This window comes from Aromatoleum evansii, assembly GCF_045689615.1.
Taxonomy (GTDB): domain Bacteria; phylum Pseudomonadota; class Gammaproteobacteria; order Burkholderiales; family Rhodocyclaceae; genus Aromatoleum; species Aromatoleum evansii.
This window is the reverse complement of the sequence record NZ_CP141259.1, coordinates 275,540-301,605: the sequence shown is the minus strand read 5'-3', so window position 1 is coordinate 301,605 and position 26,066 is coordinate 275,540. Positions and strand designations below refer to the sequence as shown.

Annotated in this window: 15 protein-coding genes; 9 read left to right on the top strand and 6 right to left on the bottom strand. The window is 68.2% G+C overall.

Annotated elements, in window-relative coordinates:
• Positions 1-148 precede the first annotated feature (148 nt).
• Genes U5817_RS01185 through U5817_RS01175 form a run of 3 tightly spaced genes read left to right on the top strand, consistent with a single transcriptional unit; the run spans position 149 to position 2,769 of the window.
• Entirely contained in the window at positions 149-703 is a 555-nt protein-coding gene (locus U5817_RS01185) for a TlpA family protein disulfide reductase (protein WP_407279442.1), read from the top strand.
• A gap of 19 nt (positions 704-722) precedes the next feature.
• Positions 723-1,847, top strand: coding sequence for a transglutaminase family protein (locus U5817_RS01180; protein ID WP_407279441.1), 1,125 nt, complete (start codon positions 723-725; stop codon positions 1,845-1,847).
• 52 nt (positions 1,848-1,899) lie between these two features.
• The gene (locus U5817_RS01175; RefSeq protein ID WP_407279440.1) at positions 1,900-2,769 is read left to right on the top strand and encodes an alpha/beta fold hydrolase; all 870 of its coding nucleotides are present in this window, start codon (positions 1,900-1,902) and stop codon (positions 2,767-2,769) included.
• On the opposite strand, the gene U5817_RS01170 is transcribed toward U5817_RS01175, so the two are convergent.
• Genes U5817_RS01170 through U5817_RS01155 form a run of 4 tightly spaced genes read right to left on the bottom strand, consistent with a single transcriptional unit; the run spans position 2,766 to position 8,846 of the window.
• Positions 2,766-4,646 carry an MFS transporter gene (locus U5817_RS01170; protein WP_407279439.1) on the bottom strand — a complete coding sequence of 627 codons (1,881 nt, stop codon included), beginning with the start codon at positions 4,644-4,646 and terminating at the stop codon, positions 2,766-2,768. The genes U5817_RS01175 and U5817_RS01170 overlap by 4 nt on opposite strands.
• Positions 4,643-5,893: an amidohydrolase family protein gene (locus U5817_RS01165; RefSeq protein ID WP_407281141.1), complete on the bottom strand. Its 1,251-nt coding sequence runs from the start codon at positions 5,891-5,893 to the stop codon at positions 4,643-4,645. The genes U5817_RS01170 and U5817_RS01165 overlap by 4 nt, the downstream gene beginning before the upstream one ends.
• Complete coding sequence (gene aas / locus U5817_RS01160) at positions 5,893-8,046, bottom strand: bifunctional acyl-ACP--phospholipid O-acyltransferase/long-chain-fatty-acid--ACP ligase (RefSeq protein ID WP_407279438.1); 2,154 nt, start codon at positions 8,044-8,046, stop codon at positions 5,893-5,895. The genes U5817_RS01165 and aas overlap by 1 nt, the downstream gene beginning before the upstream one ends.
• Positions 8,047-8,078: 32 nt before the next feature.
• A complete protein-coding gene (locus U5817_RS01155) occupies positions 8,079-8,846 on the bottom strand; it encodes a helix-turn-helix domain-containing protein (RefSeq protein ID WP_407279437.1) in 768 nt (255 codons plus the stop codon).
• A 342-nt stretch (positions 8,847-9,188) separates the two neighbouring features.
• Between U5817_RS01155 and U5817_RS01150 the strand changes: the two genes are divergently transcribed.
• Together U5817_RS01150 and U5817_RS01145 are read left to right on the top strand one after the other, a co-directional pair.
• Complete coding sequence (locus U5817_RS01150; RefSeq protein WP_407279436.1) at positions 9,189-15,056, top strand: calcium-binding protein; 5,868 nt, start codon at positions 9,189-9,191, stop codon at positions 15,054-15,056.
• 115 nt (positions 15,057-15,171) lie between these two features.
• Positions 15,172-15,558, top strand: coding sequence for a DUF2145 domain-containing protein (locus U5817_RS01145; protein WP_407279435.1), 387 nt, complete (start codon positions 15,172-15,174; stop codon positions 15,556-15,558).
• 32 nt (positions 15,559-15,590) lie between these two features.
• Here U5817_RS01145 and U5817_RS01140 read toward each other — a convergent pair whose 3' ends face one another.
• Entirely contained in the window at positions 15,591-16,451 is an 861-nt protein-coding gene (locus U5817_RS01140) for an SPFH domain-containing protein (protein WP_407279434.1), read from the bottom strand.
• A gap of 9 nt (positions 16,452-16,460) precedes the next feature.
• Positions 16,461-16,904: an NfeD family protein gene (locus U5817_RS01135; protein WP_407279433.1), complete on the bottom strand. Its 444-nt coding sequence runs from the start codon at positions 16,902-16,904 to the stop codon at positions 16,461-16,463.
• 270 nt (positions 16,905-17,174) lie between these two features.
• On the opposite strand from U5817_RS01135, the gene U5817_RS01130 reads away from it, so the two are divergent.
• From U5817_RS01130 to U5817_RS01115, 4 genes are read left to right on the top strand one after another with little or no spacing between them, the layout of a single operon-like run.
• Positions 17,175-19,847 (top strand): hypothetical protein, encoded by a 2,673-nt coding sequence (locus U5817_RS01130; RefSeq protein ID WP_407279432.1) that lies wholly within the window; start codon positions 17,175-17,177, stop codon positions 19,845-19,847.
• Positions 19,844-20,227 carry a response regulator gene (locus tag U5817_RS01125; RefSeq protein WP_169132539.1) on the top strand — a complete coding sequence of 128 codons (384 nt, stop codon included), beginning with the start codon at positions 19,844-19,846 and terminating at the stop codon, positions 20,225-20,227. Before U5817_RS01130 ends, U5817_RS01125 begins: the two co-directional genes overlap by 4 nt.
• On the top strand, positions 20,220-23,468 hold the full coding sequence (locus tag U5817_RS01120) for a poly-gamma-glutamate biosynthesis protein PgsC/CapC (protein ID WP_407279431.1): 3,249 nt from the start codon (positions 20,220-20,222) through the stop codon (positions 23,466-23,468). Before U5817_RS01125 ends, U5817_RS01120 begins: the two co-directional genes overlap by 8 nt.
• Positions 23,465-26,047: a hypothetical protein gene (locus U5817_RS01115; protein WP_169132537.1), complete on the top strand. Its 2,583-nt coding sequence runs from the start codon at positions 23,465-23,467 to the stop codon at positions 26,045-26,047. Before U5817_RS01120 ends, U5817_RS01115 begins: the two co-directional genes overlap by 4 nt.
• Positions 26,048-26,066: the final 19 nt, after the last annotated feature.

The window sequence follows — 26,066 nt, the reverse complement described above, 5'->3', positions numbered from 1 at the left end:
CCCGCAGGTTTTGCGGTCTGGGTACCGCATCGTTCGTTCGACGGGGCGCCGTGGCGCTCGCGTCTATTAAATCCCGGCGGATTCCGCACCGGGATGGATGTGGTCTCGCGCGTCGGCGCGTGCTCACGCTTGAATCGGGAGTAGCTTCATGTTCGATCCGCATTGCGCCGGACGCCGGCGCGTGCTCGCCTCCATCGGGGGGCTGGCCGCGGCCGCCTTTGCGCCGCCGGCCCTGGCCTTGCCCGGCAATTCGCGCACCACGCCGCCAGGCGAGCGGCTCGAGTCGCTGGCGCAGCTCCCGCCCGCGCCGCCGGCCCTGCGCCGCGCGCTGGAGCCGCTGCGCGGCAAGGCCGTGCTGGTGAATTTCTGGGCGACCTGGTGCGAGCCCTGCCGCACCGAGATGCCGGCGCTCGTCAGCCTCGCCGAATCGGAATCCGGCCTCGCGCTGGTGACCGTCGCCGTCGCCGACCGTGCGGACGAGGTGCGCCGCTTCTTCGACGAGCACCTCGTCGATCCCGTGCTCGTGAACGATCCGGAACAGGTCGTGTCGCGCGCCTGGGACGTGCGCTACCTGCCCACGACCGTGCTGCTCGACACCGCCCACCAGCCCCTGCTGCGCGCGCGCGGCGAGCTCGATTGGCACCACGACAGCGTGCGTGAGCGCATCCGCAGCGCCGCCGCCGCCCGCCCGGCCAGAACCTGAATCGGACAAAGGATCGACCATGAACCGCAGAGACTTCCTCAAGACCTCGGCGATCGCCGCCGGCCTGACGCTGCCGGCCCTGGGCCGGGCGGCAGCCCCGTTCGCAGCCGCGCCGTACGCCCCCGCCTTCACGCCCCGCCCGGAAAACGGCTGGCGGGTATTCGAACTCGTCACGCGCATCGAGCCGGTCGCCACGGACGGCCCGATCCAGGTGTGGATCCCGCTTCCCGCAGTGACCGAAACCGACTGGAGCCGGCCGATGGGCAACTTGTGGAGCGGCAACGCCACCGGCATGTACGTCGCGACCGACCCGGTATATGGCGCGGCGATGCTGCACGCGACCTGGCCTGCGGCCACGGCCGCACCGGCGCTCGAGATCGTCAGCCGCTGCGCGACGCGCGACCGCGCCGTCGACCTCGCGCACGGCGGCCGCATGCCCAAGCTGCCTGCCGCCGAGCGCGCGCTGTACACCCGCGCGACCGCGATGCTGCCGACCGACGGCATCGTGCTCGACACCGCGCGCGAGATCACGCGCGGAGCAAAGGGCGACGAGGACAAGGCGCGCGCGATCTACGACTGGATCGTCGACAACACCTTCCGCAACCCGAAGACGCGCGGCTGCGGGCTGGGCGACATCCGCGCGATGCTGGAGACGGGCGACCTCTCCGGCAAGTGCGCCGACCTCAACGCACTGTACGTCGGCCTCGCGCGCTCGCTGGGCCTGCCGGCGCGCGACGTGTATGGCGTTCGCGTCGCCGATTCGCGCTACGGCTACAAGAGCCTGGGCAAGAGCGGTGACGTGTCGCGGGCCCAGCACTGTCGCGCCGAGGTGTGGCTGGAGCACGCCGGCTGGGTGCCGGTCGACCCCGCCGACGTGCGCAAGGTGGCGCTCGAGGAGCCGCCGGGTGGCCTGCTGCTGTCCGACCCCAGGGTCGTGGCAGCGCGCAACACGCTGTTCGGTGCATGGGAGATGAACTGGCTGGCGTACAACTTCGGCCACGACATCCGCCTGCCCGGCAGCGAGGGCCCGGAAACACCCTACCTGATGTATCCGCAGGGCGAGAACCGCGACGGGCGCTTCGACAGCCTCGATCCTGCGAACTTCCGCTATACGCTGAGCGCGCGCGAGCTCAGCGACGCGTGATGCGATGGCGCGGGCCCGGCGCGGCGCGGCCGGGCTTGCTATCATCGGCGGGATGAAAGCTTCCCACTGCGAGCAGCTCGACATCCGCGGGCTGCGCTACAACGTCCGCCACTGGGGCGCCACCGACGCCCCGGTCGTCTTCTTCCTGCACGGCTGGATGGACAGCTCGGCCACCTTCCAGTTCGTCGTCGATGCGCTGCAGCAGGAGTGGCACGTGATCGCTCCCGACTGGCGCGGTTACGGTCAGTCCGAGTGGATTCACCGCCCGTACTGGTTCCCCGACTACTACGGCGATCTCGACGCGCTGCTGGCGCACTATTCGCCGGATCGCCCTGCGCGCCTCGTCGGCCACAGCATGGGCGCGGCAATCTCGTCACCTTACGCAGGCGTGCGGCCGGAGCGTGTTCAACAGCTGGTGATGATGGACTTCCTCGGTCTGACCGCGACGGACGAGGCCGATGCACCGGGACAGCTGTCTGCCTGGCTCGATAATCTGCGCAAGGAACAGCCGACGCGCAGTTACCTCGATCACGAAACCTTCGCGCGTCGCCTGATGCTCGTGAATCCGCGCCTCACGGCTGAACAGGCCGCCTTCCTGGCGCGCAACGTGACCCGGACGCTTCCCGACGGGCAGCTCACGATGGGCGGCGACCCCTGGCACAAGGTACCCTCGCCGCTGCGCTACCAGGCCCGCGACGTGATGGCGGCGTGGCGCGGGATCAAGGCGCCGGTGCTGATGCTGATCGCCGACAAGGGCTACGTGACCGAGCGTTTCGCCGACGATCCCGCGGAGATAGATCGCCGGCTCGCCTGCTTCGCGGACATGCGGCGCGTGACGATCACCGGATCCGGCCACAACCTGCAGCACGACCAGCCGGAACAGGTTGCAGCGGCGATCGAGGGATTTCTCGGGCGCGACTAGCGCATCTCGCCACGCAGGCCGGCGACCGCCGCCTGCAGGCTTTCGGGGGTGGCTGCCTCGGGCGCGAAAGGCGCGCCACCGACCAGCTCGATGCGGCTGAAGAAGCCGCGGCGGAAGGGGCGGCTCAGCGCCGGTCCGTCCTTGCGGCTGAAGCTGCTGCCCCACAGGCCGCGCAGCGCGAGCGGCACGACCGGGACCGGCGTGCGCTCGACGATGCGGCGGATGCCGGGGCGGAAGGGCTTGAGCTCACCGTCGTCGGTGATGCGCCCTTCGGGGAAGATGCCGACCAGCTCGCCCGCTTTCAGCGCGCGGGCGACCTCGTCGAAGGCGCGCTCCATCATCGTGGCGTCTTCCTTCGCCGGCGCGATGGGGATCGCCCGACTGGAGCGGAAGACGAAGGACAGGATGGGCCAGCGGAAGATGTGGTGATCCATCACGAATCGGATCGGGCGGCGCGAGGCGGCCATGATCACCAGCGCATCGACGAAGCTGACGTGGTTGGCGACGAGCAGCGCCGGCCCCTCCTCGGGGATGTGCTCGACGCCCTTCACGCGCAGGCGATACACGGTATGCACCAGCAGCCACACGATGAAGCGCACGAGGAACTCCGGCACCAGCGTGTAGATGTAGAGGGCGACCGCGGCGTTGAGGATGGCGGTGATGAGGATCAGCTGCGGGATCGTGCACCCCGCGGCGAGCAGACCCGCGCCCAGTCCGGCGGCGACGACCATGAAGAGGGCGTTGAGGATGTTGTTGCCGGCGATGATGCGCGAGCGGTGGCCGGGCTCCGAGCGCGCCTGCACCAGCGCGTACAGCGGCACGATGAAGAAGCCGCCGAAGACGCCGATCATCACGAGGTCGAAAAGCGCGCGCCAGGTCGCCGGGCTCGCCAGCACCGTCGCGAGCGGCAGCGCCTCGCCGGCGTGCGCGGCGGCGGGGCTGGCCCACCACAGGTCGAACGCGAACAGCGACAGGCCGATCGAGCCGAAGGGCACCAGGCCGATCTCGACGTGCTTGCCGGAGAGCCGCTCGCACAGCAGCGAACCGACGCCGATGCCGACCGAGAACAGCGCCAGCAGCAGCGTCACCGCGTGCTCGTCGCCACCCAGCACGTCCTTGGCGTAGCCGGGGAATTGCGACAGGAACAGCGCGCCGTAGAACCAGAACCACGAGATGCCGAGGATGGACAGGAACACGGTGCGGTTGCCGCGCGTGAAGGCGATGTTGCGCCAGGTCTCGGTGAGCGGGTTCCAGTTGACCTTCAGGTCCGGCGCCGCGATCGGTGCCGCCGGCACGCCGCGGCTCGCGACGTAGCCCAGCACCGCGACCACCAGCACCACGGCCGACACCCACACCGCGCCGCCCGGCAGCGCGATCGTGACGCCGCCGGCGATGGTGCCGACGAGGATGGCGACGAAGGTGCCCGACTCGACCAGCGCGTTGCCGCCGACGAGTTCGTGCTCGCGCAGATGCACGGGCAGGATGGCGTATTTCACCGGCCCGAAGATCGACGACTGGGTCCCCATCAGGAACAGCGCTGCGAACATCAGCGCGAGCGAGTCGAGCGCGAAGGCGAGCGTGCCGAGGCCCATCACGCCGATCTCCATGAGCTTGGTGATGCGGATCAGGCGGCTTTTTTCGTGCTTGTCGGCGAGCTGGCCGGAGGTCGCGGAGAAGAGGAAGAAGGGCAGGATGAAGATGCCCGCGGCGAGGTTCACCAGCACGCCGGGCGAGAGCGTCGTGTAGCGCGCGGCCTGGAAGGTGATCAGCACCACCAGCGCGTTCTTGTAGACGTTGTCGTTGAAGGCGCCGAGGAACTGCGTCAGGAAGAAGGGCAGGAAGCGCCGCTCGCGCATCAGCTGGAACTGGGAGCTCATGTCGGGGTCCGGGTGAAGAAGCGTCGGGTTTCGAAGACGGCCGGCGCGAAGCGCTTGCCGCGGCTGTGCAGGTGGCGCTTGAGCACGAGATCGAACAGGATCGGATTGTGCTCGCGGATCCCTTCCAGCACCGGTACGGCCTGCGCGTCGAGCATGCCTTCGGCGGCGAACTGCGTCGGCGAGATCAGCGGCAGGATGCCCGGCAGCGGGTAGTCGGTGCCGAACAGCAGACGCGGGTGCCAGTCCTCGCGCTCGATGATCGCACGCAGCACCGCGAGGTCGCGATTGCGCTGCGTGATCGCGGAGATGTCGGCGAAGAGCAGGCGGGCGTGGCGCGGCTCGTCCATCATGCGAGCGAAGAGCTGGAAGCTGGGCACGCGCGGACCATCGGCGCCGCGGTCGAGGTCGACGTCCGCGCCGATGCTCGCGCAATGCGCCATCACGACGCGCACTCCGCGATCGAGCGCACGGCGCAGGCGCAGCGGGTTGCCGAGGTCTGCGTGGCCGGCGCCGGACACCGCCTGCTCCTCACCGGCGTGCGTGATGAGCGGCAGGTCGAGGCGCACGAGGGCGTCGTAGAAACGGTCGCACGCGGGCGCCGCGGGGTCGATGCCCATCGCCGGCGGCAGCCACTTCACCGCGCGCGCACCGTCGGCGGTGGCCGCTTCCAGCGCCGCCACCGCATCCGGACGATAGGGGTGCACGGAGCACACCCATTCGAAACGCTGCGGAGCGGCCCGCGTGACATCGCGTGCATACGCATCGGGCACGAAGAACGCGGACTGCCCGGGCAGCGCGCGGCCGGCCGCGTCGTGCGCACGATCGAAGGCGAAGAGCATCAGCTTGAAGCCCGGCGCCATGCCGTCGATGAGGTTGTGCAGACGCTCGACGTAGCTCTGGTCGACGCGCCCCGGCGCCTCGTGCGCGCAGCCGGCGTTGAGGTAGAAGAGACGCTGCAGGTATTGCAGCGGGTGCAGCGGGCTCAGCATCTCGGGCGAGATCGCGATGCCGCTGCCGCCGTCGCCGATGCCCGCCAGATGCGCGTGGCAGTCCCACACCTGCGCCGGGTCCAGCCCCGCCCACGCGCTGCGCACGATGTCATGGCGCGCCAGTTCGTCCGGCAGCGTCGCATGGCAGGGGTTCATCAGCCACGGGCGGCTGCCCAGCGCGGCGACGCCGCCCGCGGCCGTCAGGCCCAGTGCGGCCGCGAGCCAGCGGCGGCGCGCCGGGGAGAAGGCACGCACCATCACGCGGCCTCCGCCCAGCGCTTGAGCGTCACGTAGTCGATCTTGCCGGTGCCCAGCAGCGGCAAGGCTTCGACCGCGACGATCCTGCGCGGCACGGCGAGCTCGGGCACGCCTGATTCTCGCGCGGCGGCGAGCAGGCGGTCGCGCGTGAGGGCGCGCTCGCTGGTGAACAACACCAGCGCCTCGCCCTTCGCGGCATCGGCCTGGGTGGAGGCGGCATGCTGGGCGGCCGGTGCGGTCGCCGCGGCGAGCTTCTCGACCGCCTCGAGGCTCACCATCTCGCCGGCGATCTTGGCGAAGCGCTTTACACGGCCGACGATGCGCACGAAGCCGTCGTCGTCGAGCTCGACCACGTCGCCGGTCTCGTACCAGCCCTCGCCCGCCTCCGAGGCCGGCGCCTGCGGCACGCCCGGCTGGTCGACCTTGAGGTAACCGCTCATCAGGTTGGGGCCGGACACGTGCAGCATGCCGCCCCGGGCGATGCCCGGCACGGGCACGAGGCGCGCCTGCAGGCCGGGCAGGAACTGGCCGACGGTGCCCGTGCGGTAGGCCATCGGCGTGTTCACCGCCATCACCGGTGCGGTCTCGGTCGCGCCGTAGCCTTCGAAGATGCGGATGCCGAAACGCTCGAACCACAGCTGGCGCACCGGCTCGGCGAGCTTCTCGGCACCGGCGATGACGTAGCGCAGGCGGTAGAAATCGTAGGGGTGGGCGAAGCGCGCGTAGTTCGCGAGGAAGGTGCTGGTGCCGAGCAGCACGCTGCAGCCGCGGTCGTAGGCGACTTCCGGGATCACGCGGTAGTGCAGCGGGCTGGGGTAGAGGAACACGTTGGCGCCGGAGAGCACCGGCAGCAGGCCGCCGGCGGTCAGCCCGAAGGAGTGGAACAGCGGCAGCGCGTTGAGGATCTTGTCGTCGACCGAGAAATCGACGACCGCCCGGATCTGCGCGATGTTGGCGAGCAAGGCGCGGTGCGACAGCACGACGCCCTTGGGCTTGCCCTCGGAACCGGACGTGAACAGCACCACCGCCGTGTCCTCCGGCGCGCCGATCGAGGTCGCCGCGCCCGGGAAGCGCAGCGCCCACAGCATGAGCCACAGCTTGTCGACCAGGCCCATCTTGCCGCGCAGGTCTTCCAGGTACACGAAACGCAGCTCGGGGCACACCACCGCGAGCGCCGCGAGCTTGTCGCCGAGCTTGGCCTGCTCGACGAAGGCGCGCGAGGTGAGCACGGTGCGGATCTGCGCCGCCGCGCACGCGGCCTGCATACCGTCGGCCCCGGCGGTGTAATTGAGCATCGCGGGGATGCGGCGGAAGGCGGTGAGGCCGAAGACCAGCGCCAAGGTCGGCGCGAGGTTGGGCAGCAGGATGCCGACATGCTCGTTCGGGCCGGACTCCTTCGCGACGAGGCGGCCGAGCGCGAGTGCCATCTTGATCAGGTCGCCGTAGGAATACTCCTCCTGCTTCAGATCCTCGACGAGGCGGCGCGAGCGGCCGTGGATGGAGGCGGCGTCGAGGAGGGCCTCAAACAGCGTCTGCTGCGGGCGGCTGGCGAAGATCATCTCCTGCATGATGCGGCGCATCGCCTCGCCCGCGCGGCGGCGGCGTTCGCGCGCGGTCGGCGCGACCGGGACGTCGATGTGCGTCACCGGATGGATCGTCAGCGCCAGTTGCGGGAAGAAGCGGCGCGGGAAGCGCCCGCCCATGCGCGAGAAGTAGGTGCGCGCGGCGCCGTCGATCTTCACCGGCAGGATGGTCGCGCCCGTGCGCGCGGCGACGAAGGCCGGGCCGTCATAGGTCTTCATCAGGCTGCCCGTGGTGGTGATGCGCCCCTCGGGGAAGATCACGACCGGGCGGCCGGATTCGAGCAGGCGCACGACCTTCTTCATCGCCATCGGGCTGGTCGGATCCACCGCAAGGTAGTCGACCAGCGACAGCATCAGGCGGAACCCGCGCTTGTTGGCGACCGTGGTATGCACGACGAAGACCGGGTCGAGCGGCAGGAAGAGCCCCAGCAGCAGACCGTCGAGGAAGGATTCGTGGTTCGCGATCACCAGTAGGCGCGCCTCGCCGGCGGGCACGCGGCCGCTGATGCGCACGCGGAAGAGCAGGCGCGCGAGGCCGCGCAGCAGGGGTTTGAGGAGGGATCGGAGCATGGTGGGGTCTCGTTCCGGAAATCGAAGAAAGGTCAGCGCGCCGACGCGTCCGGCCACGGCACTTCGGGTCGCTTCATGTCGCGGAACGCCGCCATCAGCCAGGAGCGCATGCCGATGACGAGGGTATAGGGGCGGCGGTCGGCGGGCGAGAGTTTCTGGTCGGCGATGTGCTGTTGCGCGAAATCCTGCCCGACGCGCGCGAGGCGCTCGCGGAAGGAATGCGCGAGCCCGCGACCGATCTGCCCATGCACGACCATCAGCATCTCGGATTCGCCGTCGAAGCCGCCGGCGAAGTAGTCGTCGATGACCTCGCCGCGGAAGTACTGCATCACCGGCCCGTGCGGGCGCCAGCGGAAGCCCTTGGCGACCTTGAGGTGGTAGCGGTTGCCGGGGCGCAGGTCGATGATGCCGAGGCGGTCGAGGTGGGTCAGCTGCTTCACGACGTCGGCCTCGCTCATCTGGTAGGTCGCGACGATCTGCTCCGCGCTCCAGTGGCTGAGACAGCAGATCGCCACCAGCAGCAGCTGGCGGTCGCCGACGACCGCCTTCTCCTGCGCCAGGGTCAGCTCGTCGAGCAGCGGCTCGTGCTCGGCGACGCGGCGCGCGAGGTCGGCGAAATCGAGGTTCAGCACACGGCAGATCGCGTCGATGCGCGACAGCGACATGTCTCCGCTCGCCGAGAACATGCGCTTGACGCTGGACTCAGCCATGCCGAGGCGCACCGCGAGCGTGGCGTAGGTCAGGCCGGCGGCCTTCAGTTCAGTTTTTAGGGTAGCGACGAGGTCGGCAGTGGTGCTCATGGGCGCTTCCAGTGGGGAGAATGCGGTTCCAAGTTTACGTGGATGACACGGCAGGCGAAAAAGATCTATTAAAGTATCATTTATCAATACTTTAAGCAGAACCCCTGCGTACTTGAACCAGAAAAGTAACGCGTCTTCCGGACGCGCGTTTGGTCGCCACCACGTCCAACGCTCTTCCGCGATTTTCCGAGACTCTGCATCCTCGACGCTCTCCGCCGAAACTCAAACTAGGTACCGTGCTAGTCTAGAAGACTATTATTATGCTGTAAGGATTGTCAGTGTCATAAGACCCCTTTGTCATGTAGAGTGCGCGCAATTCAAAACTGACAAAGTGGATGATTCATGGCAACGCTGACCGGAACCAACGACAACGACATTCTGATCGGTAGCGCGGGGACTGACACCCTCGACGGTGGAGCAGGCAACGACACGCTGGTCGGCGGTTTTGGCAGCGACATCTATCTGTTCGGATACGGCTCCGGGCAGGACGTGATCACCGACGACGACTACGCGACGGTGGGCGCGCTCGACACGATCCGGCTGGGCGCCGGCATTCGTCCCGATCAAGTGACGCTGGTGCGCGAAGGCGACAACCTGGTCCTGAAGCTCAATGACAGCACCGATCAGCTCACCATCAACTACTGGTTTGTCGATGCCGGACCCAACAGCTATGCCAACCCGCTGCGCTACCGCGTCGAGCAGGTGGAGTTCGAGGACGGCACGCTGTGGGATGCGGCCAAGCTGGCCGACACCGCGTCGCTGCCCATCGCCACCGAAGCGCGCGATACGCTGTACGGCAACAGCGCCGCCGACACCTATCTCGGGCTGGGCGACAACGATTTGTTGGTCGGCTACGGCGGCAACGATGTCCTCGACGGTGGCGAGGGCGACGACACGCTCAATGGCGGCAACGACAACGATCTGCTGCTCGGCGGTGCCGGCAATGACAACCTGGCCGGAGGCAGCGGTGACGACAGCCTCTACGGCGGCATCGGCAACGATCTGCTCAACGGGAGCGATGGCCTCGACACGCTGAACGGCGGCGATGGCAGCGACACCCTCATGGGCGGCGCCGGCAGCGACGTGCTGGACGGCGGAGCCGGCAACGACACGCTGGACGGCGGCTTTGGCGGCGACATTTACCTGTTCGGATACGGCTCCGGGCAGGACGTGATCACCGACGACGACTACGCGACGGTGGGCGCGCTCGACACGATCCGGCTGGGCGCCGGCATTCGTCCCGATCAAGTGACGCTGGTGCGCGAAGGCGACAACCTGGTCCTGAAGCTCAATGACAGCACCGATCAGCTGACCATCAACTACTGGTTTGTCGATGCCGGACCGAACAGCTACGCCAACCCGCTGCGCTACCGCGTCGAGCAGGTGGAATTCGAGGACGGCACGCTGTGGGATGCGGCCAAGTTGGCCGACACCGCGTCGCCGCCCATCGCCACCGAAGCGCGCGATACGCTGTACGGCAACAGCGCCGCCGACACCTATCTCGGGCTGGGCGGCAACGATTTGTTGGTCGGCTACGGCGGCAACGATGTCCTCGACGGTGGCGAGGGCGACGACACGCTCAATGGCGGCAACGACAACGATCTGCTGCTCGGCGGTGCCGGCAATGACAACCTGGCCGGGGGCAGCGGTGACGACAGCCTCGACGGCGGCATCGGCAACGATCTGCTCAACGGGAGCGATGGCCTCGACACGCTGAACGGCGGCGATGGCAGCGACACCCTCATGGGCGGCGCCGGCAGCGACGTTCTGGACGGCGGAGCCGGCAACGACTCGCTGGACGGCGGCTTTGGCGGCGACATCTATCTGTTCGGATACGGCTCCGGGCAGGACGTGATCACCGACGACGACTACGCGACGGTGGGCGCACTCGACACGATCCGGCTGGGCGCCGGCATTCGTCCCGATCAAGTGACGCTGGTGCGCGAAGGCGACAACCTGGTCCTGAAGCTCAATGACAGCACCGATCAGCTGACGATCAACTACTGGTTTGTCGATGCCGGACCGAACAGCTACGCCAACCCGCTGCGCTACCGCGTCGAGCAGGTGGAATTCGAGGACGGCACGCTGTGGGATGCGGCCAAGTTGGCCGACACGGCGTCGCTGCCCATCGCCACCGAAGCGCGCGATACGCTGTACGGCAACAGCGCCGCCGACACCTATCTCGGGCTGGGCGGCAACGATTTGTTGGTCGGCTACGGCGGCAACGATGTCCTCGACGGTGGCGAGGGCGACGACACGCTCAATGGCGGCAACGACAACGATCTGCTGCTCGGCGGTGCCGGCAATGACAACCTGGCCGGGGGCAGTGGTGACGACAGCCTCGACGGCGGCATCGGCAACGACCTGCTCAACGGGGGCGATGGCCTCGACACGCTCAACGGCGGCGATGGCAGCGACACCCTCATGGGCGGCGCCGGCAGCGACGTTCTGGACGGCGGAGCCGGCAACGACACGCTGGACGGCGGCTTTGGCGGCGACATCTATCTGTTCGGATACGGCTCCGGGCAGGACGTGATCACCGACGACGACTACGCGACGGTGGGCGCGCTCGACACGATCCGCCTGGGCGCCGGCATTCGTCCCGATCAAGTGACGCTGGTGCGCGAAGGCGACAACCTGGTCCTGAAGCTCAATGACAGCACCGATCAGCTCACCATCAACTACTGGTTTGTCGATGCCGGACCCAACAGCTATGCCAACCCGCTGCGCTACCGCGTCGAGCAGGTGGAGTTCGAGGACGGTTATCGTCTGAACCTCGACGATCTGCAATTCGGCACTGCCGGCAACGACACCCTCAACGGAACCAATGCCGACAGCATGCTCATGGGGCATGAGGGCAACGACACGCTGAACGGCTACGGTGGCAATGACTTCATGAACGGCGGTGCTGGCGCCGATGCCATGGCGGGGGGAGGAGGTAATGATCTTTATGTGGTCGATGACGCCGGCGATCGGGTTACAGAAATGCTCGGCGAAGGGGTTGATGAGGTTCTGAGCAGCATCAGCCACACCCTCGGGGCCAATTTCGAAAACCTCACCCTGACCGGTAGCAGTAATACAAATGGGAGCGGCAACGAGCTAGACAACCGATTGCTCGGCAATGCTGGCAGCAATGTCTTGCGGGGCGGCGCCGGCAGCGACATTCTGGACGGTGGGGCAGGCAACGACACGCTGGACGGCGGCTTTGGCGGCGACATCTATCTGTTCGGATACGGCTCCGGGCAGGACGTGATCACCGACGACGACTACGCGACGGTGGGCGCACTCGACACGATCCGCCTGGGCGCCGGCATTCGTCCCGATCAAGTGACGCTGGTGCGCGAAGGCGACAACCTGGTCCTGAAGCTCAATGACAGCACCGATCAGCTGACGATCAACTACTGGTTTGTCGATGCCGGACCGAACAGCTACGCCAACCCGCTGCGCTACCGCGTCGAGCAGGTGGAATTCGAGGACGGCACGCTGTGGGATGCGGCCAAGTTGGCCGACACCGCGTCGCTGCCCATCGCCACCGAAGCACGGGATACGCTGTACGGCAACAGCGCCGCCGACACCTATCTCGGGCTGGGCGGCAACGATTTGTTGGTCGGCTACGGCGGCAACGATGTCCTCGACGGTGGCGAGGGCGACGACACGCTCAATGGCGGCAACGACAACGATCTGCTGCTCGGCGGTGCCGGCAATGACAACCTGGCCGGGGGCAGTGGTGACGACAGCCTCGACGGCGGCATCGGCAACGACCTGCTCAACGGGGGCGATGGCCTCGACACGCTCAACGGCGGCGATGGCAGCGACACCCTCATGGGCGGCGCCGGCAGCGACGTTCTGGACGGTGGAGCCGGCAACGACTCGCTGGACGGCGGTTTTGGCGGCGACATCTATCTGTTCGGATACGGCTCCGGGCAGGACGTGATCACCGACGACGACTACGCGACGGTGGGCGCGCTCGACACGATCCGCCTGGGCGCCGGCATTCGTCCCGATCAAGTGACGCTGGTGCGCGAAGGCGACAACCTGGTCCTGAAGCTCAATGACAGCACCGATCAGCTGACCATCAACTACTGGTTTGTCGATGCCGGACCGAACAGCTACGCCAACCCGCTGCGCTACCGCATCGAGCAGGTGGAGTTCGAGGACGGCACGCTGTGGGATGCGGCCAAGCTGGCCGACACGGCGTCGCTGCCCATCGCCACCGAAGCGCGCGATACGCTGTACGGCAACAGCGCCGCCGACACCTATCTCGGGCTGGGCGGCAACGATTTGTTGGTCGGCTACGGCGGCAACGATGTCCTCGACGGTGGCGAGGGCGACGACACGCTCAATGGCGGCAACGACAACGATCTGCTGCTCGGCGGTGCCGGCAATGACAACCTGGCCGGGGGCAGTGGTGACGACAGCCTCGACGGCGGCATCGGCAACGACCTGCTCAACGGGGGCGATGGCCTCGACACGCTCAACGGCGGCGATGGCAGCGACACCCTCATGGGCGGCGCCGGCAGCGACGTTCTGGACGGCGGAGCCGGCAACGACTCGCTGGACGGCGGCTTTGGCGGCGACGTTTATCTGTTCGGATACGGCTCCGGGCAGGACGTGATCACCGACGACGACTACGCGACGGTGGGCGCGCTCGACACGATCCGGCTGGGCGCCGGCATTCGTCCCGATCAAGTGACGCTGGTGCGCGACGGCAACAACCTGATCCTGAAGCTCAATGACAGCACCGATCAGCTGACGATCAACTACTGGTTTGTCGATGCCGGACCCAACAGCTATGCCAACCCGCTGCGCTACCGCGTCGAGCAGGTGGAATTCGAGGACGGTTATCGTCTGAAGCTCGACGATCTGCAATTCGGCACTGCCGGCAACGACACCCTCAACGGAACCAATGCCGACAGCGTGCTCATGGGGTATGAGGGCAACGACACGCTGAACGGCTACGGCGGCAATGACTTCATGAATGGCGGTGCCGGTTCGGACACCTACTACGTCGACAGTGTCGGGGATGTTGTTAGCGAAACCAGTGCTATTGCCGCCGAAGGCGGCATCGACGTCGTCCATAGCAGCCTGAGCACCTACACCCTGGGCAGCAATATCGAGAATGGCCGCATCGTTGTCGCCGGCGCGGCCAATCTGACCGGAAACGCCTTGGACAACGTGCTCTACGCAGGCGCTGGCGACAACGTCCTCAATGGCGGAGCCGGCATCGACACGGCTGACTACAGCGATGCCGCGAGCGCTGTCACCGTGAACCTGTCCCTGACGACCTCGCAAGCGACCGGCGGTTCAGGCTTGGATACCCTGATCGCGATTGAACACATCGTCGGCTCCCGATTCAATGACACCCTGACCGGCGATGCGAACGCCAACATGCTCAATGGCGGGATCGGCGCGGACACGATGAAAGGCGGCAACGGGTCCGACATCTACTACGTGGATAACGCCGGGGACATCGTCAGCGAGAGCAATGCCACGGCAAGCACAGGCGGCATCGATACCGTTATGAGCAACCTGGCGGCTTACACGCTGGGCAGCAACGTCGAGAATGGACTGATTCTGGCAACCAGCGCGGCTAATTTGACCGGAAACGGTCTCAATAACGTGCTCTACGCCGGGGCCGGCGATAACGTGATCAAGGGCGGAGCTGGAACGGATACCGTGGATTATGGCCTCGCAACCGCTGCGGTCACGGTCAGCCTCGCGATCAATACTGCACAGAATACCGGCGGCTCTGCCGTGGATACCCTGTCGTCGATCGAAAACCTCACCGGATCGAGTTTTAGTGACCAATTGACTGGCAGTTCCGCTAACAACGTGCTCACCGGTGGTGCCGGTCAGGACACGCTCACAGGCGGAGGGGGCAGCGACATCTTTGACTTTAATGCTCTCGCCGAAACCGGTGTTACCAGCAGTACTTGGGACATCATTACCGATTTCGTGCGCGGCCAGGACAAAATCGACTTCTCGACCCTGGACGCCGATGCCGCAACAACCGCGATTAATGAGGCTTTCACGTTTATTGGCACCTCCGACTTCAGCGCGACGGACGCTACCGGACAGTTGCGCTACGTCTACGATCCGGAGAGCGCCACCCGTACGCTCTATGGCAGCACCGACAGCGACAGCGACGCGGAGTTTGCGATCACGCTGATGGGGGCGGGTACATTAACCGGAACGGATTTCGTCCTCTAAGCCGGATTTTTACCGTCTGCCCGCTCGTTGCCATCGTTTGATGCATGCGTAATCGGTCTGCGAGCAACCTGCGGGTAGGTCGAATCGTTCCGATTTTGCGGAATCCAGCGGCGCTGTGCTCGCCAACCGGCTGCGCGACAACTTCGTCGTCGCCGCGCTGCACGAGCCGCGCTGCAACATGCTCGCCTACCCGTGGGCGACGCACTACCAGCAGAGCAACCAGTGGGCGCTCGAGACCGTCGCCCACGTGCTGGAGGCGGCCGCCACCGGCCGCAGCCGCGCGCAGGCCTGGCTGCGGTTGCGCGGCTACCAGCCGACCACGCCGCCCATCGACCCGCTGCGGCGCCTGGGCGAGCGGGCTGGGGTCGAGGCGGATCGCGGTGCGCTGAGCAGTCGGTGCGGGGATCGCCCCTGCCGCGGCACGTCGGTCCGCGTCAGTCCGCCCGCCGCGTGGCGGGATGCGCTGCGCTCCTCCCGCCCTACGTCACCGATGATGGAGTGAACACGGCGCCCCGATCTTGCCGCCACCCACGCTCACGCCATCTTGCCGCGCGCGAGCAGGCCCCGCACCGTCTCCTGCAGGTCGGCCGGCAGCACGACGACCTTGGCGCTCTCGGACGAGCCCATGCGCTCCATCGAGGCGATGTACTTCTCGCCCAGCATGTACATCATCGGGCCGGGCTGGTCGCCGACGGCGGCGGCGACGCGGCGGATCGCCTCGGCGGAGGCTTCGGCGAGCATGACCTGGGCGTTGGCGTCGCGCTTGGCGGATTCGAGACGCGCCTCGGCCTCGAGGATCGCCGCCTGCTTCTCACCCTCGGCCTTGGTCACCGCCGCCTTGCGCTCGCGCTCGGCGGCGGCCTGCATCTCCATCGCGCGCTGCATCGACTCGGAGGGCTTGATGTCCTGGATCTCCACCGACTTCACGGTGAGGCCCCAGTCGACGGCCTCGTCGGCGATGCTCTCCCTCAGGCGCGCCTTGATCTTGTCGCGCGACGAGAGCGCCTCGTCGAGCTCCATCTCGCCGACGATCGAACGCAGCGTGGTCATGATCAGGTTGCGGATCGCCTCGGCGAAGTCGGTCACGCCATACACGGCCTTCACCGGGTCGGTAACCTTGATGAAGGCGATGGCGTTGGTGAGGATCACGGCGTTGTCGCGCGTGATGACCTCCTGCTCCTGCACGTCGAGGATGATGTCCTTGGTGACGAGCTTGTAGGCGACGTTGTCGAGGTAGGGAATGATGATGTTGAGGCCGGGCTTGAGGGTGCTGTGGTACTTGCCCAGGCGCTCGACGATCCATTCCTCGCCCTGCGGCAGGATGCGCACGCCCTTGGCGAGCGTGACGACGACGAAGATGAGTAGGGCTACGACGAATATCAGGCTACCGCTCATGAAATCTCCTCAGGCTTTGACGACTTTCAGGAAACTGCCCTCGACGGCGACGACGCGCACGCGCTCGCCGGCGGGAATCGGGTCTTCGGCGAGGCACACCCACTCCTCGGCGCCCAGCAGCGGACGCTGGAAGCGCACCTTGCCGCGCTGGAAGGGCGCGACCGCGCCGACCAGCAGGCCGACTTCGCCGATGACCTCGCCCGCGGAGGTGCCGATGCGGGTCTTGTGGAAGCTGGGCTTGAACACGCGGAACCACAGCACGACCATGACCAGCGACAGGGCGGTCCAGGTGGCGAGCTGGGCCGTCAGCGACAGCTCCGGCGCGACGAGGAGCACGAGCGCCATCGCCAAGCCCGCGATGCCGAACCAGATCAGGAAAAAGGACGGCAGCGCCAGCTCGGCCAGGATCAGGGCGATGCCGATTACGGTCCAGTGCCACCATTCGATGTTCATGACATCCTCCTCGCCGGCGATTGTAGCGGGATGTCATCGACCTGTCCGCGGCGCGGGAGTCGATCATGAAATTGAAAGATTCTTATACAGAACCGCACATTTGACCTCGATCAGTGTAGGGCGCCCCCCTCTACCTATAATTGCGTATATCCGCCGTGACGGATGACACACACAAATTCAATCGATGGCATCTCCTGAGCGGAGGTGGCATGCGTGCGTGCACCCGAGGGGACTCGCCGCACTTTTGGTCTGAAAAGGGGAAGCCAAGGGATGCAACTTGCGATCCTGTGGCAACGCCTGCGCGAGCTTCCGGGCTTCGTCGCCGGCGCCACCGCGGTCGTCGCGGTGTGGCTGATTTCGATGCTGGGGGGACTGCGCGCCCTCGACCACGTCTATTACGACTTCATCGTCGGGACGATGGGCGAACCGTCGAGCGCGCGCTACGAGGTGCTGCTCGTGGAGACGCGCCCCGGCGAGGCACACGACTGGCCGCAACTCGGCGAGCGGCTGTTCGCCGCCGGCGCGCGGCAGCTCATATTCGTTTCGCCGCTCGCGGAAGCGGAGCTGCGCGGGCTCGCGGCGTGGGGCGACGAGCGCGTGCTGGTCGGCCGTGCTCCGCTTGAATCCGGCGATCCCCCGCAGTTGCGCGCCCCCGAGGCGCTGCCCGCCGACCTCGCCGAGCGCCTGAAGACGGCGCTCGTCGCTCTGCCCCTCGGCGAGGGCGGCTCGCAGCGCGGCCAGTTCGGCGATTTCCGCATCAGACCCCGCCTGCTGCCCGGCATCGAGAAGGCGGCGGCGGTGGCGGCGGGCCGTGCGCCGGTTCCGCCGGTGTTCGGCATCAACTACCACCGCGGCACGAGCCTGCCGCGCATCGGCGCCGACCGGCTGGAGCGCGAGTTGCCGGTGCCGGAGCTGGTGCAGGGCCGCACGGTGCTGGTGGGGCATGCGGCGCAGCCCTGGCTCGCGCACTACGACGCCCCGGGCATGCCGCGCGGCAAGCGCCTGTCGCAGCTGGAGGTGCACGGCCTCGCGCTCGACAGCCTGCTGCAAGACAAGGCGGTGCACGACTTCGGCCCGATCGCCAGCGCCCTGGCGCTGATCCTCAGCGGCGTCGCGCTGGTCGTCGCCTTCCAGCCGCTGCGCCTGTTCTCGGCCTTCTGGGTGAGCCTTGCGCTGATCGCCGGCAGCGTTCCGTTCGCGTGGCTGACCATGCGTCTCTTCGACCTGTGGCCGCCGGTGCTCGAGCTGTCGCTGATGACCGCGCTGGCCTTCCCGCTGGTGTATCGCGCCAAGTCGCTCGCCGAGGACCGGCGCCTGCGCAAGCTGATCGGCGAGACCTCGACCAAGCTGCAGAACCGCTACCTGCCGCCGGGCTTCGCGGAGACCGACGAGCACTGGATCTACGTGACCAACCTGGTCGACCAGATCCTGCAGTCGAACCGCACGATCTTCCTCGAGCGCGTGCCGGACGATCATAGGGTGCGCGAGATCCACGCGCTGCGCTGCTCGATCGGCGACATCGACGAGATGCGCCGCGACTACCAGCGCGTGCCCTACACGCTGGCGATCGAACAGCGCGGCGTGGTGGAGATCGACGTCGGGCGGCGGCCCTACCTGAAGGTGCAGCTCGGCCGCGAACGGCAGTTCCTGGCGCCGCTGATCTTCGGCGGCGAGGTGCTGGGCTTCTGGGCCTTCGGCCTGGAGGAGGAACGCATCGGCGATGCCGCGCACTTCCGCGCGATGGTCGACAACATCGCCGGACAGATCGGCGAGCTGCTGTACCAGCGTCAGCTGTGGCAGGCGCGGCGGGCGAGCGAGGGAGCGGCGTGGCGCCGCTACCTGAACGACGATGCGCTTGCGCTGCACCGCCGCCTGTCGCAGGCGATCGTCGCGCTGGAGCGGCGCGTGTCGAGCTTCGAGCACTTGTTTGCGGGCCTGTCAACGGCGGCGATCGTGTTCGACCTGTTCGGCCGCGTGGTGCTGGTGAATGAGCGCATGAGCCGGCTGCTGACCGACGCCGGGCTGGCCCCCTACGGCATGACCGCGGCGGACCTGATCGCGACGCTCTCCGGTCAGGATGCCGGTCGCGTGCGCCAGACGGTGCAGGCGCTGCTCTCCGCCAGCGCTCCGACGGTGCTGCCGGCGCAGCTGCCGGGCGACACCCCGGGCCACTACATCCTGAGCCTGCGATCGCTGGAGCAGGATCCCGAATCGGCGGATGACACCACGCCGTTCCGAAGCCACGGGCTCCTCCTCGAACTGGTCGACGTCACCGACATCCATCGCCTGTATGGCGTCAAAACCGGGCTCGTGAGCTACCTCAACCATCAGCTCAACAATCACCTCACGGCGGTGCTGGGTGCGACGAAACTGCTCGAAATGAATCCCGCCGCGCTGTCCGGGATGATCCCGCTGATCGACGCCCAGTGCCGCAAGGCGGCGACGACCGTGGAGCGCGTGCAGGATCTGCTGACGCACGAGCTGCAGGTGGATTTCGGCGGCAGCTATCCGGTCGACCCGCGCGAACCGGCTGCGCGTGCGGTCGATGAGCTGCGCGCCCGCGCGGCCGAGCGCAGCATCGGCTTCGACGTGCACGTGCCGACGACGCCCCTGCTGGCCTATGCGAATCCACGCGAGCTGCAGGCGACACTGGCGACGCTGCTCGACTTCCTGCTGGACGACGCCGTGGAGGGTTCGCGCATCGGCCTGAACATGACCGACCGTGCGGACCATGTCGAGATCGTGCTGACCAACAGCGGCTTCGGCCTGCCGCAGGAGCGCCTGGACGCAAGCCTCGCAGCCGCGGCCCCCGCGGGCGACGACACCTTCGCCCGGTTGCGCCGCGCGCTGCAGCACATCGGCCACTGGGGCGGCCAGACCCAGGTGTCCACCGCACTGGGCGAGGGTTTCAGGATCGCCCTGGTACTGAGGAGTTTCCAATGAGCGCAACCTCCCTTCCCCGCGTGCTGGTGGTCGAGGACGAGCCGCTGGTCGCGTGCGTCGTCGAAGGCCTGCTGGCCAGCCGCGGCCTCGCGGTCGATGTCGCCCGCGACGGCGACGAGGCGATCGGGAAGCTTGGCGGCACGGCCTACCGGTTGGTCGTGACCGACCTCATGATGCCGGTGCGCGACGGCGAGCAGCTGGTGCGCTGGATGCGCGAGGTCGCCGCGCTCGACACGCCGGTGATCGTGCTGTCGGCGATCCGCGACGCGCGCCAGCGCGAGCGCCTCGAGGCACTGGGCGTGAGCGCGATCCTGCACAAGCCGCTCGACATGGACGGTTTCCTGCAGCGGGCGCTGGAACTGGCGGGTGCCGATGCCTGAGTGGTTACCGCTGCCACTTTTTCCCGAAGGGGGACTTGCCGGCTCGGTCGTGACGACCGTGTGGATCGGCGTCGCGGTCGTGGTGTTCTTCAACCTGCGCCTGGGCTGGGTGCTGTCCGGCCTGGTCGTGCCGGGCTATCTCGTGCCGCTGCTGCTGGCGAAACCGGCCGCCGCCGCGGTGGTCGTCGGCGAGGGCATCCTCACCTACGCGCTGGTGTGGTTCTACTCCGAGTTCCTGTCGCGCCATACGGGCTGGAGCAATTTCTTCGGCCGCGACCGCTTCTTCGCGCTGGTGCTGTGCAGCGTGCTGGTACGCATCGGCATGGACGGCTTCGCGTTGCCGGCGCTGGGGGAGTGGCTGAACGACGCCTTCGGCATGCAGTTCGATTATCGCAACAACCTGCACAGCTTCGGCCTCATCATCGTCGCGCTGATCGCGAACAACTTCTGGAAGACCGGGCTGTTGCGCGGCCTGCTGCCGCTCGTCGTTACGACCGGCGTGACGCTCGTGATCGTGCGCTACGGGCTGATGACGGCGACCAATTTCAACATCAGCTCGCTGTCCTACATGTACGAGGACATCGCGGCCTCCATCCTCGCGAGCCCCAAGGCCTACATCATCCTGATCGCGACGGCCTTCCTCGCGTCGCGCATGAACCTGCTGTACGGCTGGGACTTCGCGGGCATCCTGGTGCCCTCGCTGCTGGCGCTGCAGTGGTACCAGCCGGGCAAGATCCTCGCATCCTTCGCCGAGGCGACGGTGATCCTGCTGCTCGCGCACGCGGTGCTGAAGCTGCCCGCCTTCCGCGGCGTGACGGTGGAGGGCGGGCGCAAGCTGATGCTGTTCTTCAACATCAGCTTCGCCTACAAGTTCGTCATCGCGTGGCTGGTGCTGTGGTTCGTGCCGGAGCAGAAGATCACCGACCTGTACGGCTTCGGCTATCTGCTGCCGACGCTGCTCGCGCTCAAGATGCACGACAAGGGCATCTATGCGCGCATGACGCGGGCGGTGCTGCAGACTTCGCTGGTGGCCGCCTTCGTCGCGACGCTGGCGGGCTTCGCGCTGTCTTTCCTGCCCGATGCGACGGACACCGCCCATGCCGGCAGCACGACGGCAGAGACGCCGCCGACGCGTGACGGGAAGCTCGTCGAGCTGGTGCGGGAGGCGCGCATCGCCGCGTACCGCACGCGGCTGCAGGTGTCGGTGCCCACGCCCAACGCCTTCGAACTCGACCGGCTGCGCCAGGGCTTCTCCCAGCTCGCGGAGTACCGGCGCGACCGCGAGCCGGCGCGACTGTCGGCGGCGATGAAGCAGCTGGAGGGCATCGGTTTCCGCGTCGAACGCATCGAGGGGCGCTACCTGCTGCTGCGCGACGGTGATCCGGCGCGCTTCTGGGGCCTGTACGTGGTCGACCTGGACGCAGATACCGAGCTCGCGATCGAGGTGCCGGCGCCGCTCGACGAGCGCGGCAGCGCGGAATCCGGGGCGTGGCTGTTCCGCTCTATGCGCGCGCAGTCGCTGGCCATCGCGGGCTCGACGCGCAATGCGAACAAGGACGGCAGCGCCGACGTGTTGCGCGCGCCGAATACGGTGTTCCAGATGTTCCACCAGGTGTTCGGTGCCCGCGAAGTGCTGCAGGTGCGCGGCTACACGGCCGAATCGGCGCGCATCGCGCAGGGCTGGCGCAACGAGCTGCAGCGCCCGCCGGAAGGCGAGCCGGCCTCGCTGCTGTGGGTCAAGGGCACGCTGCCCGACGGGCTGGACCTCGCGCGCCTGCGCGAGCTCGCCGGCAGCGTCGCGCTGCGCTGGGGCGAGCTGCCGCTGCCGAACCTGCAACGCGACACGCTGTATGCGGGTTTCGCCGAACTGCAGCTGCACCGCGACGACATGCGCCGCCTGCTCGGGCGCGCACTGGCCACCGAGCGCAGCGTCGGCGAGACGGTGTCCGACAAGAGCATCGAAGGCTACCTGCAGGACTGGCTGCTGTCCGATCCGACACGCATTGCCCCGTCGGGCACCGATCTTTACGCGCAGCCGGCGGTCGAGGACCTGCTGTTTTTCGACGACGAGGTCGTCACGCCGCTGCTGGCCGCGGCCGCCGACCATTACCGCGACGGTGCCTGGACCGCGGACGGCATCGCGGAGCTGCGCGTAATCCAGAGCGCGGCGACGGCGCTGGGCTACGCGCTGCTGCGCTACCGCCACCTCGGCAGCGGCACCGACTACCTGATCCTCGCCGAAGCCGAGCGCCCGCCCGGCGCGACCGACGCGCGGCGCTACTGGGGCACCTACGTGTTCCGCCTCGGGTCCGCGGAAGCCTTCGTCGTCGGCGCGCCGCGGCCGCTGTTCGAGCACAATTCCTTCGAGATGGCGGTGTCGCTGTTCGAGTCGCTGCGCGCCCGGGCGCTGCTGATCGGCGGCGCGAGCCCGGCGGCGAACCGCGACGGCAGCGCCGACATCGTGCGCCTCGCGAACAAGGAGAACGCATTCAACGTGGTCGGCCAGGCCATCCTGCGCCACGCTGGCGACGCGCCGCTGATGACGGTGCAGAGCCGTGCGATGAGCGAACGCTCGGACGCACCACTGCCCGCCGCCGACGTGCTGCTCGCAGCGGGCAATGGCGCACTCGATGTGGCGCAGCTGGGGGAGCGCGGGCGGCGGCTGGTGGAGCTGTTCGGGCGCTACGGTCTGAGCACCGCCTTCGCGGGCGGCGAACTGGCGAGCGCAGGCTACGAGGTCGGGGCGATGCCACAGGTGTTCTACCTGAACGCGACGCAGGACAAGGAGTTCGTAACCTTCTGGGCCTCGCCGCTGGCGCGCGCCGGCTTCCGCCAGCAGACCGGTGCGACCGCGCAGCAGGCGCAGACGATGGCGCTGGGCCTGCGCAGCGTCGAGGAGGATCTCGCCGCCTACGTAGCGCGACATGATCGGCCGGCGGGATCGGTGCCCCCCTCGCTGCGCACGATGCTCGGGCGCTACGTCGCCAGCCAGGACATCGTCGTGCTGCACGCCGCGCTCACCGCGCATCCGCAGCTGCGCTTCGAGCGCATCGTCGATCTCGGCTCGCGCCAGGGTTTCCTCGCGGTTCTCGATCGCGACGGCGGACTGCTCGGCATCGCGAACCTCACGGCGCGCGAGCCGGAACGCGCGGTCGTGCTGAAGCGCGACGCGCTGCGCGCAAGCCTCGATGTCTTCGTCGAGGGCCGCGCAGGCTGGCTGCTGGCGGAGGACGCGCGATGAAATGGCTCGCACGCCTGCTTGCCGTCGCGCTGGTGGCGCTCGCCGCGTGGTGGCTCGCGCCGCGCTTCGCGGCCTTCGACACCTCGTCCCTGCTCTTGCGCGACGGCAACGGTTGGAAGCTGGAGATGGTGCCGCAGGCGACCATCGCGGCGACCTACCTCGCCGAGCGCGAACGCTGGCTCAGCTTCCCGGTGCCGGCTGGCGCGGACCGCGTGCGCATCGTCAGCAACGCCAACCTGTACGACCTCGCGAAAGCGCGCGAGGCGCGCACGGCCGACCCGCGGCGGCGCTGGCGCTACGCGCTCGACATCGAGATCACCGACGGCGAGGGCGCGGTGCTGCTGGGCCGGCGCCACCACCATCGCACCGACCTGGCCGAGCTGCGCCTGCCCGACGAGCGCATCGTCACCCCGTCCTTCTACCTCGACGAGACCCTGAGCCCGGTCACGGGCGTCGTCGTGATGCTGAACCTCGGCGGCCTGCCCCAGGCCGCGCGGCTGCGCATCCGCCTCGCCGACGGCGACCCCGACATCGCCGACGTCGCGGTGCGCGCCTACTTCCCGGAAGCGGCCAGCGAACGTCAGCTCGACCACCTGTGGCAGCGCCTGTCCGAGCGGCAGAAGAGCTCGCTGGCGAAAGGCAGCGTGTATGCGCACGAACTGCTCACGGAAGCGGAACGCCGCAACCTGCTGCACAACCAGTGGCAGCCCGCGGGTCCGCAGGGCGCGCGCGGCGTGGATTTCAGGGGGCGGGACCTGTACGTGCTGCGCGATGTCGAGGGTGAGCCGGTCGACGACCCGGTTCCGCCCGCCGGACTCGTCGCCGCGCCGGGCCGTCCCGTCGTGTTCCCGCTGCCCGAGGGCGGCGGCAAGGTCGAGTTCGAGGCGATCCCGCTGGCCGCCGACGGCGATTCGACCGGGGAGCCCGGCACTCCGCGGCTCGCGGGGCGCTGGCATGCCGGCGACAGCCTCCTGAAGGAAGACGTCGCGATCCCGCTCGCCGCGGCGGAGGGCGCCATGCCGCTGCGCGGCGAACGGCGCTTCGGCGGCGGGCTCGTCGAGCTGGAGGCGAACCGGCCGCTCGCCGTCCGCGCCTTCATGGACATCGCGGGCGCGCGCACCGAGATCACGCCGGAAAGGCTGTTCCAGCGCCTGTTCGTCGCCCACTCGGCGCAGCCGGTGAGCTTCACGATCGCGCATGCAGACGGCGCGGCGACGCCGGTCAGGGTCGAGGCGCGCCATCTGCAGACCGCCGCAAACCCGGCCGCGGCGCCGCTGCTGCATTACGCCTTCACCGCCGCCGACGGCTCGGTGCTGCGCGAAGGCGAGGTGCCGCTGATTGCCGATGGCTCGCGCTACGACGAGCCGCTCGGCGCACTGCGAGGCAGCGTGGTGTCGGAACCCACGGAGCTCTTCTTCTCCGTGCCGCCGCAGGCGACCGCCCTGCGCCTCGGCACCGCAGCGAAAAGCGCTTCGCGCTCGCCGGTGCTGGTGGGCGTCTCGACCCGCCCTGCGCAGCTCCCGCGCCAGATCCGCGCCCCCGAGGACCGCTACGACTTCGACGCGAAGGGACTGCGCGTGCCGGCGTGGTTCCCGATCCTGCCGCAGGACTACGAGCGCCTGATCGCCGGCAACGGCAGCCAGCTCGTCGCGGTGCAGCCGCGTCCACCCAGGGAGCGGCCCGAACTGCAGAGCGGGCGCTTCACCTACGAGGATTTCCGACCCGGCGGACGCTGGCTTGCGCGCCAGTTGCTGACGCCACGGGAAGCCGGCAGCGCGGTGCGCGAGGAGGCATTGCCCTCGACCTTTTCGCCACTGGCTGCGGGCCGCGCGCAACGGCTCGACTTCCCCGCGTGGATGGGCCTGCGCCAGGTTTCCCCGGCCCTGCTGTGGATCTCCCCGGACGACACGCCCTTCAGTGCCACGGTCATGCTCGACGGCCGCCCGCACCACGCCTTCGGCGGCCGTGGCCGGTATGGGGAGACGCGCCTGCCGCCGCTCCCCGCCGGCGCGCACACGCTCAAGGTCGAATTCGCCAGCAATAACGCCAGCAACAGCGCCGGCGACGGCACCCGCGGCGCCACGCGACGGCCGCGACTCTTCATCAACCACGCGACACCGGCTGCGGACGCCTATTCGCTGCGCCTCGCGGCACGCGTCGAGCGCGAGGTCGCGTTCGAGGTCGAGCGCAACACGCGCGACGAGGAGATCCTGAGCGCGCGCCTGTTCCAGCCGGCAGGATGGCAGGGGCGCAGCCGGATCTCCGCACGCATCGAGGGGCCCGCCCCCGCGGCGCTGACGCCGCTGCCGGGCTGGCTGTTCGACGACCGCCGCTATGATGTGCGGCCCGACCCGAGCTGGTCGGCGCCGGTGTTCGACACGCAGGGCGAACGCAGCGACGCCGGCCAGCCGGTGCAGATCGTGATCCCCGCAGGCGCAGCGCCGGGACGCTACCGCGTCGTCTTCCGCATCGAGGAAGGCCCGCCCGGCTATCTCGCGCTGTCACGCATCAGGCCGGGGGTCGAGGCGCGGCGGCGGATCTTCGAGGAAGCGGAGGTGCGCCATGTGGCGGTCGAGTAAACCCGGGCGCAAGAGCGTG

Coding starts and splice junctions, on each gene's coding strand:
- U5817_RS01180 (WP_407279441.1), top strand. CDS start 723: ATGAACCGCAGAGACTTCCTCAAGACCTCGGCGATCGCCGCCGGCCTG.
- U5817_RS01135 (WP_407279433.1), bottom strand. CDS start 16,904: ATGAACATCGAATGGTGGCACTGGACCGTAATCGGCATCGCCCTGATC.
- U5817_RS01130 (WP_407279432.1), top strand. CDS start 17,175: ATGCAACTTGCGATCCTGTGGCAACGCCTGCGCGAGCTTCCGGGCTTC.
- U5817_RS01150 (WP_407279436.1), top strand. CDS start 9,189: ATGGCAACGCTGACCGGAACCAACGACAACGACATTCTGATCGGTAGC.
- U5817_RS01155 (WP_407279437.1), bottom strand. CDS start 8,846: ATGAGCACCACTGCCGACCTCGTCGCTACCCTAAAAACTGAACTGAAG.
- U5817_RS01175 (WP_407279440.1), top strand. CDS start 1,900: ATGAAAGCTTCCCACTGCGAGCAGCTCGACATCCGCGGGCTGCGCTAC.
- U5817_RS01165 (WP_407281141.1), bottom strand. CDS start 5,893: ATGGTGCGTGCCTTCTCCCCGGCGCGCCGCCGCTGGCTCGCGGCCGCA.
- U5817_RS01115 (WP_169132537.1), top strand. CDS start 23,465: ATGAAATGGCTCGCACGCCTGCTTGCCGTCGCGCTGGTGGCGCTCGCC.
- U5817_RS01120 (WP_407279431.1), top strand. CDS start 20,220: ATGCCTGAGTGGTTACCGCTGCCACTTTTTCCCGAAGGGGGACTTGCC.
- U5817_RS01185 (WP_407279442.1), top strand. CDS start 149: ATGTTCGATCCGCATTGCGCCGGACGCCGGCGCGTGCTCGCCTCCATC.
- U5817_RS01140 (WP_407279434.1), bottom strand. CDS start 16,451: ATGAGCGGTAGCCTGATATTCGTCGTAGCCCTACTCATCTTCGTCGTC.
- U5817_RS01125 (WP_169132539.1), top strand. CDS start 19,844: ATGAGCGCAACCTCCCTTCCCCGCGTGCTGGTGGTCGAGGACGAGCCG.
- aas (WP_407279438.1), bottom strand. CDS start 8,046: ATGCTCCGATCCCTCCTCAAACCCCTGCTGCGCGGCCTCGCGCGCCTG.
- U5817_RS01170 (WP_407279439.1), bottom strand. CDS start 4,646: ATGAGCTCCCAGTTCCAGCTGATGCGCGAGCGGCGCTTCCTGCCCTTC.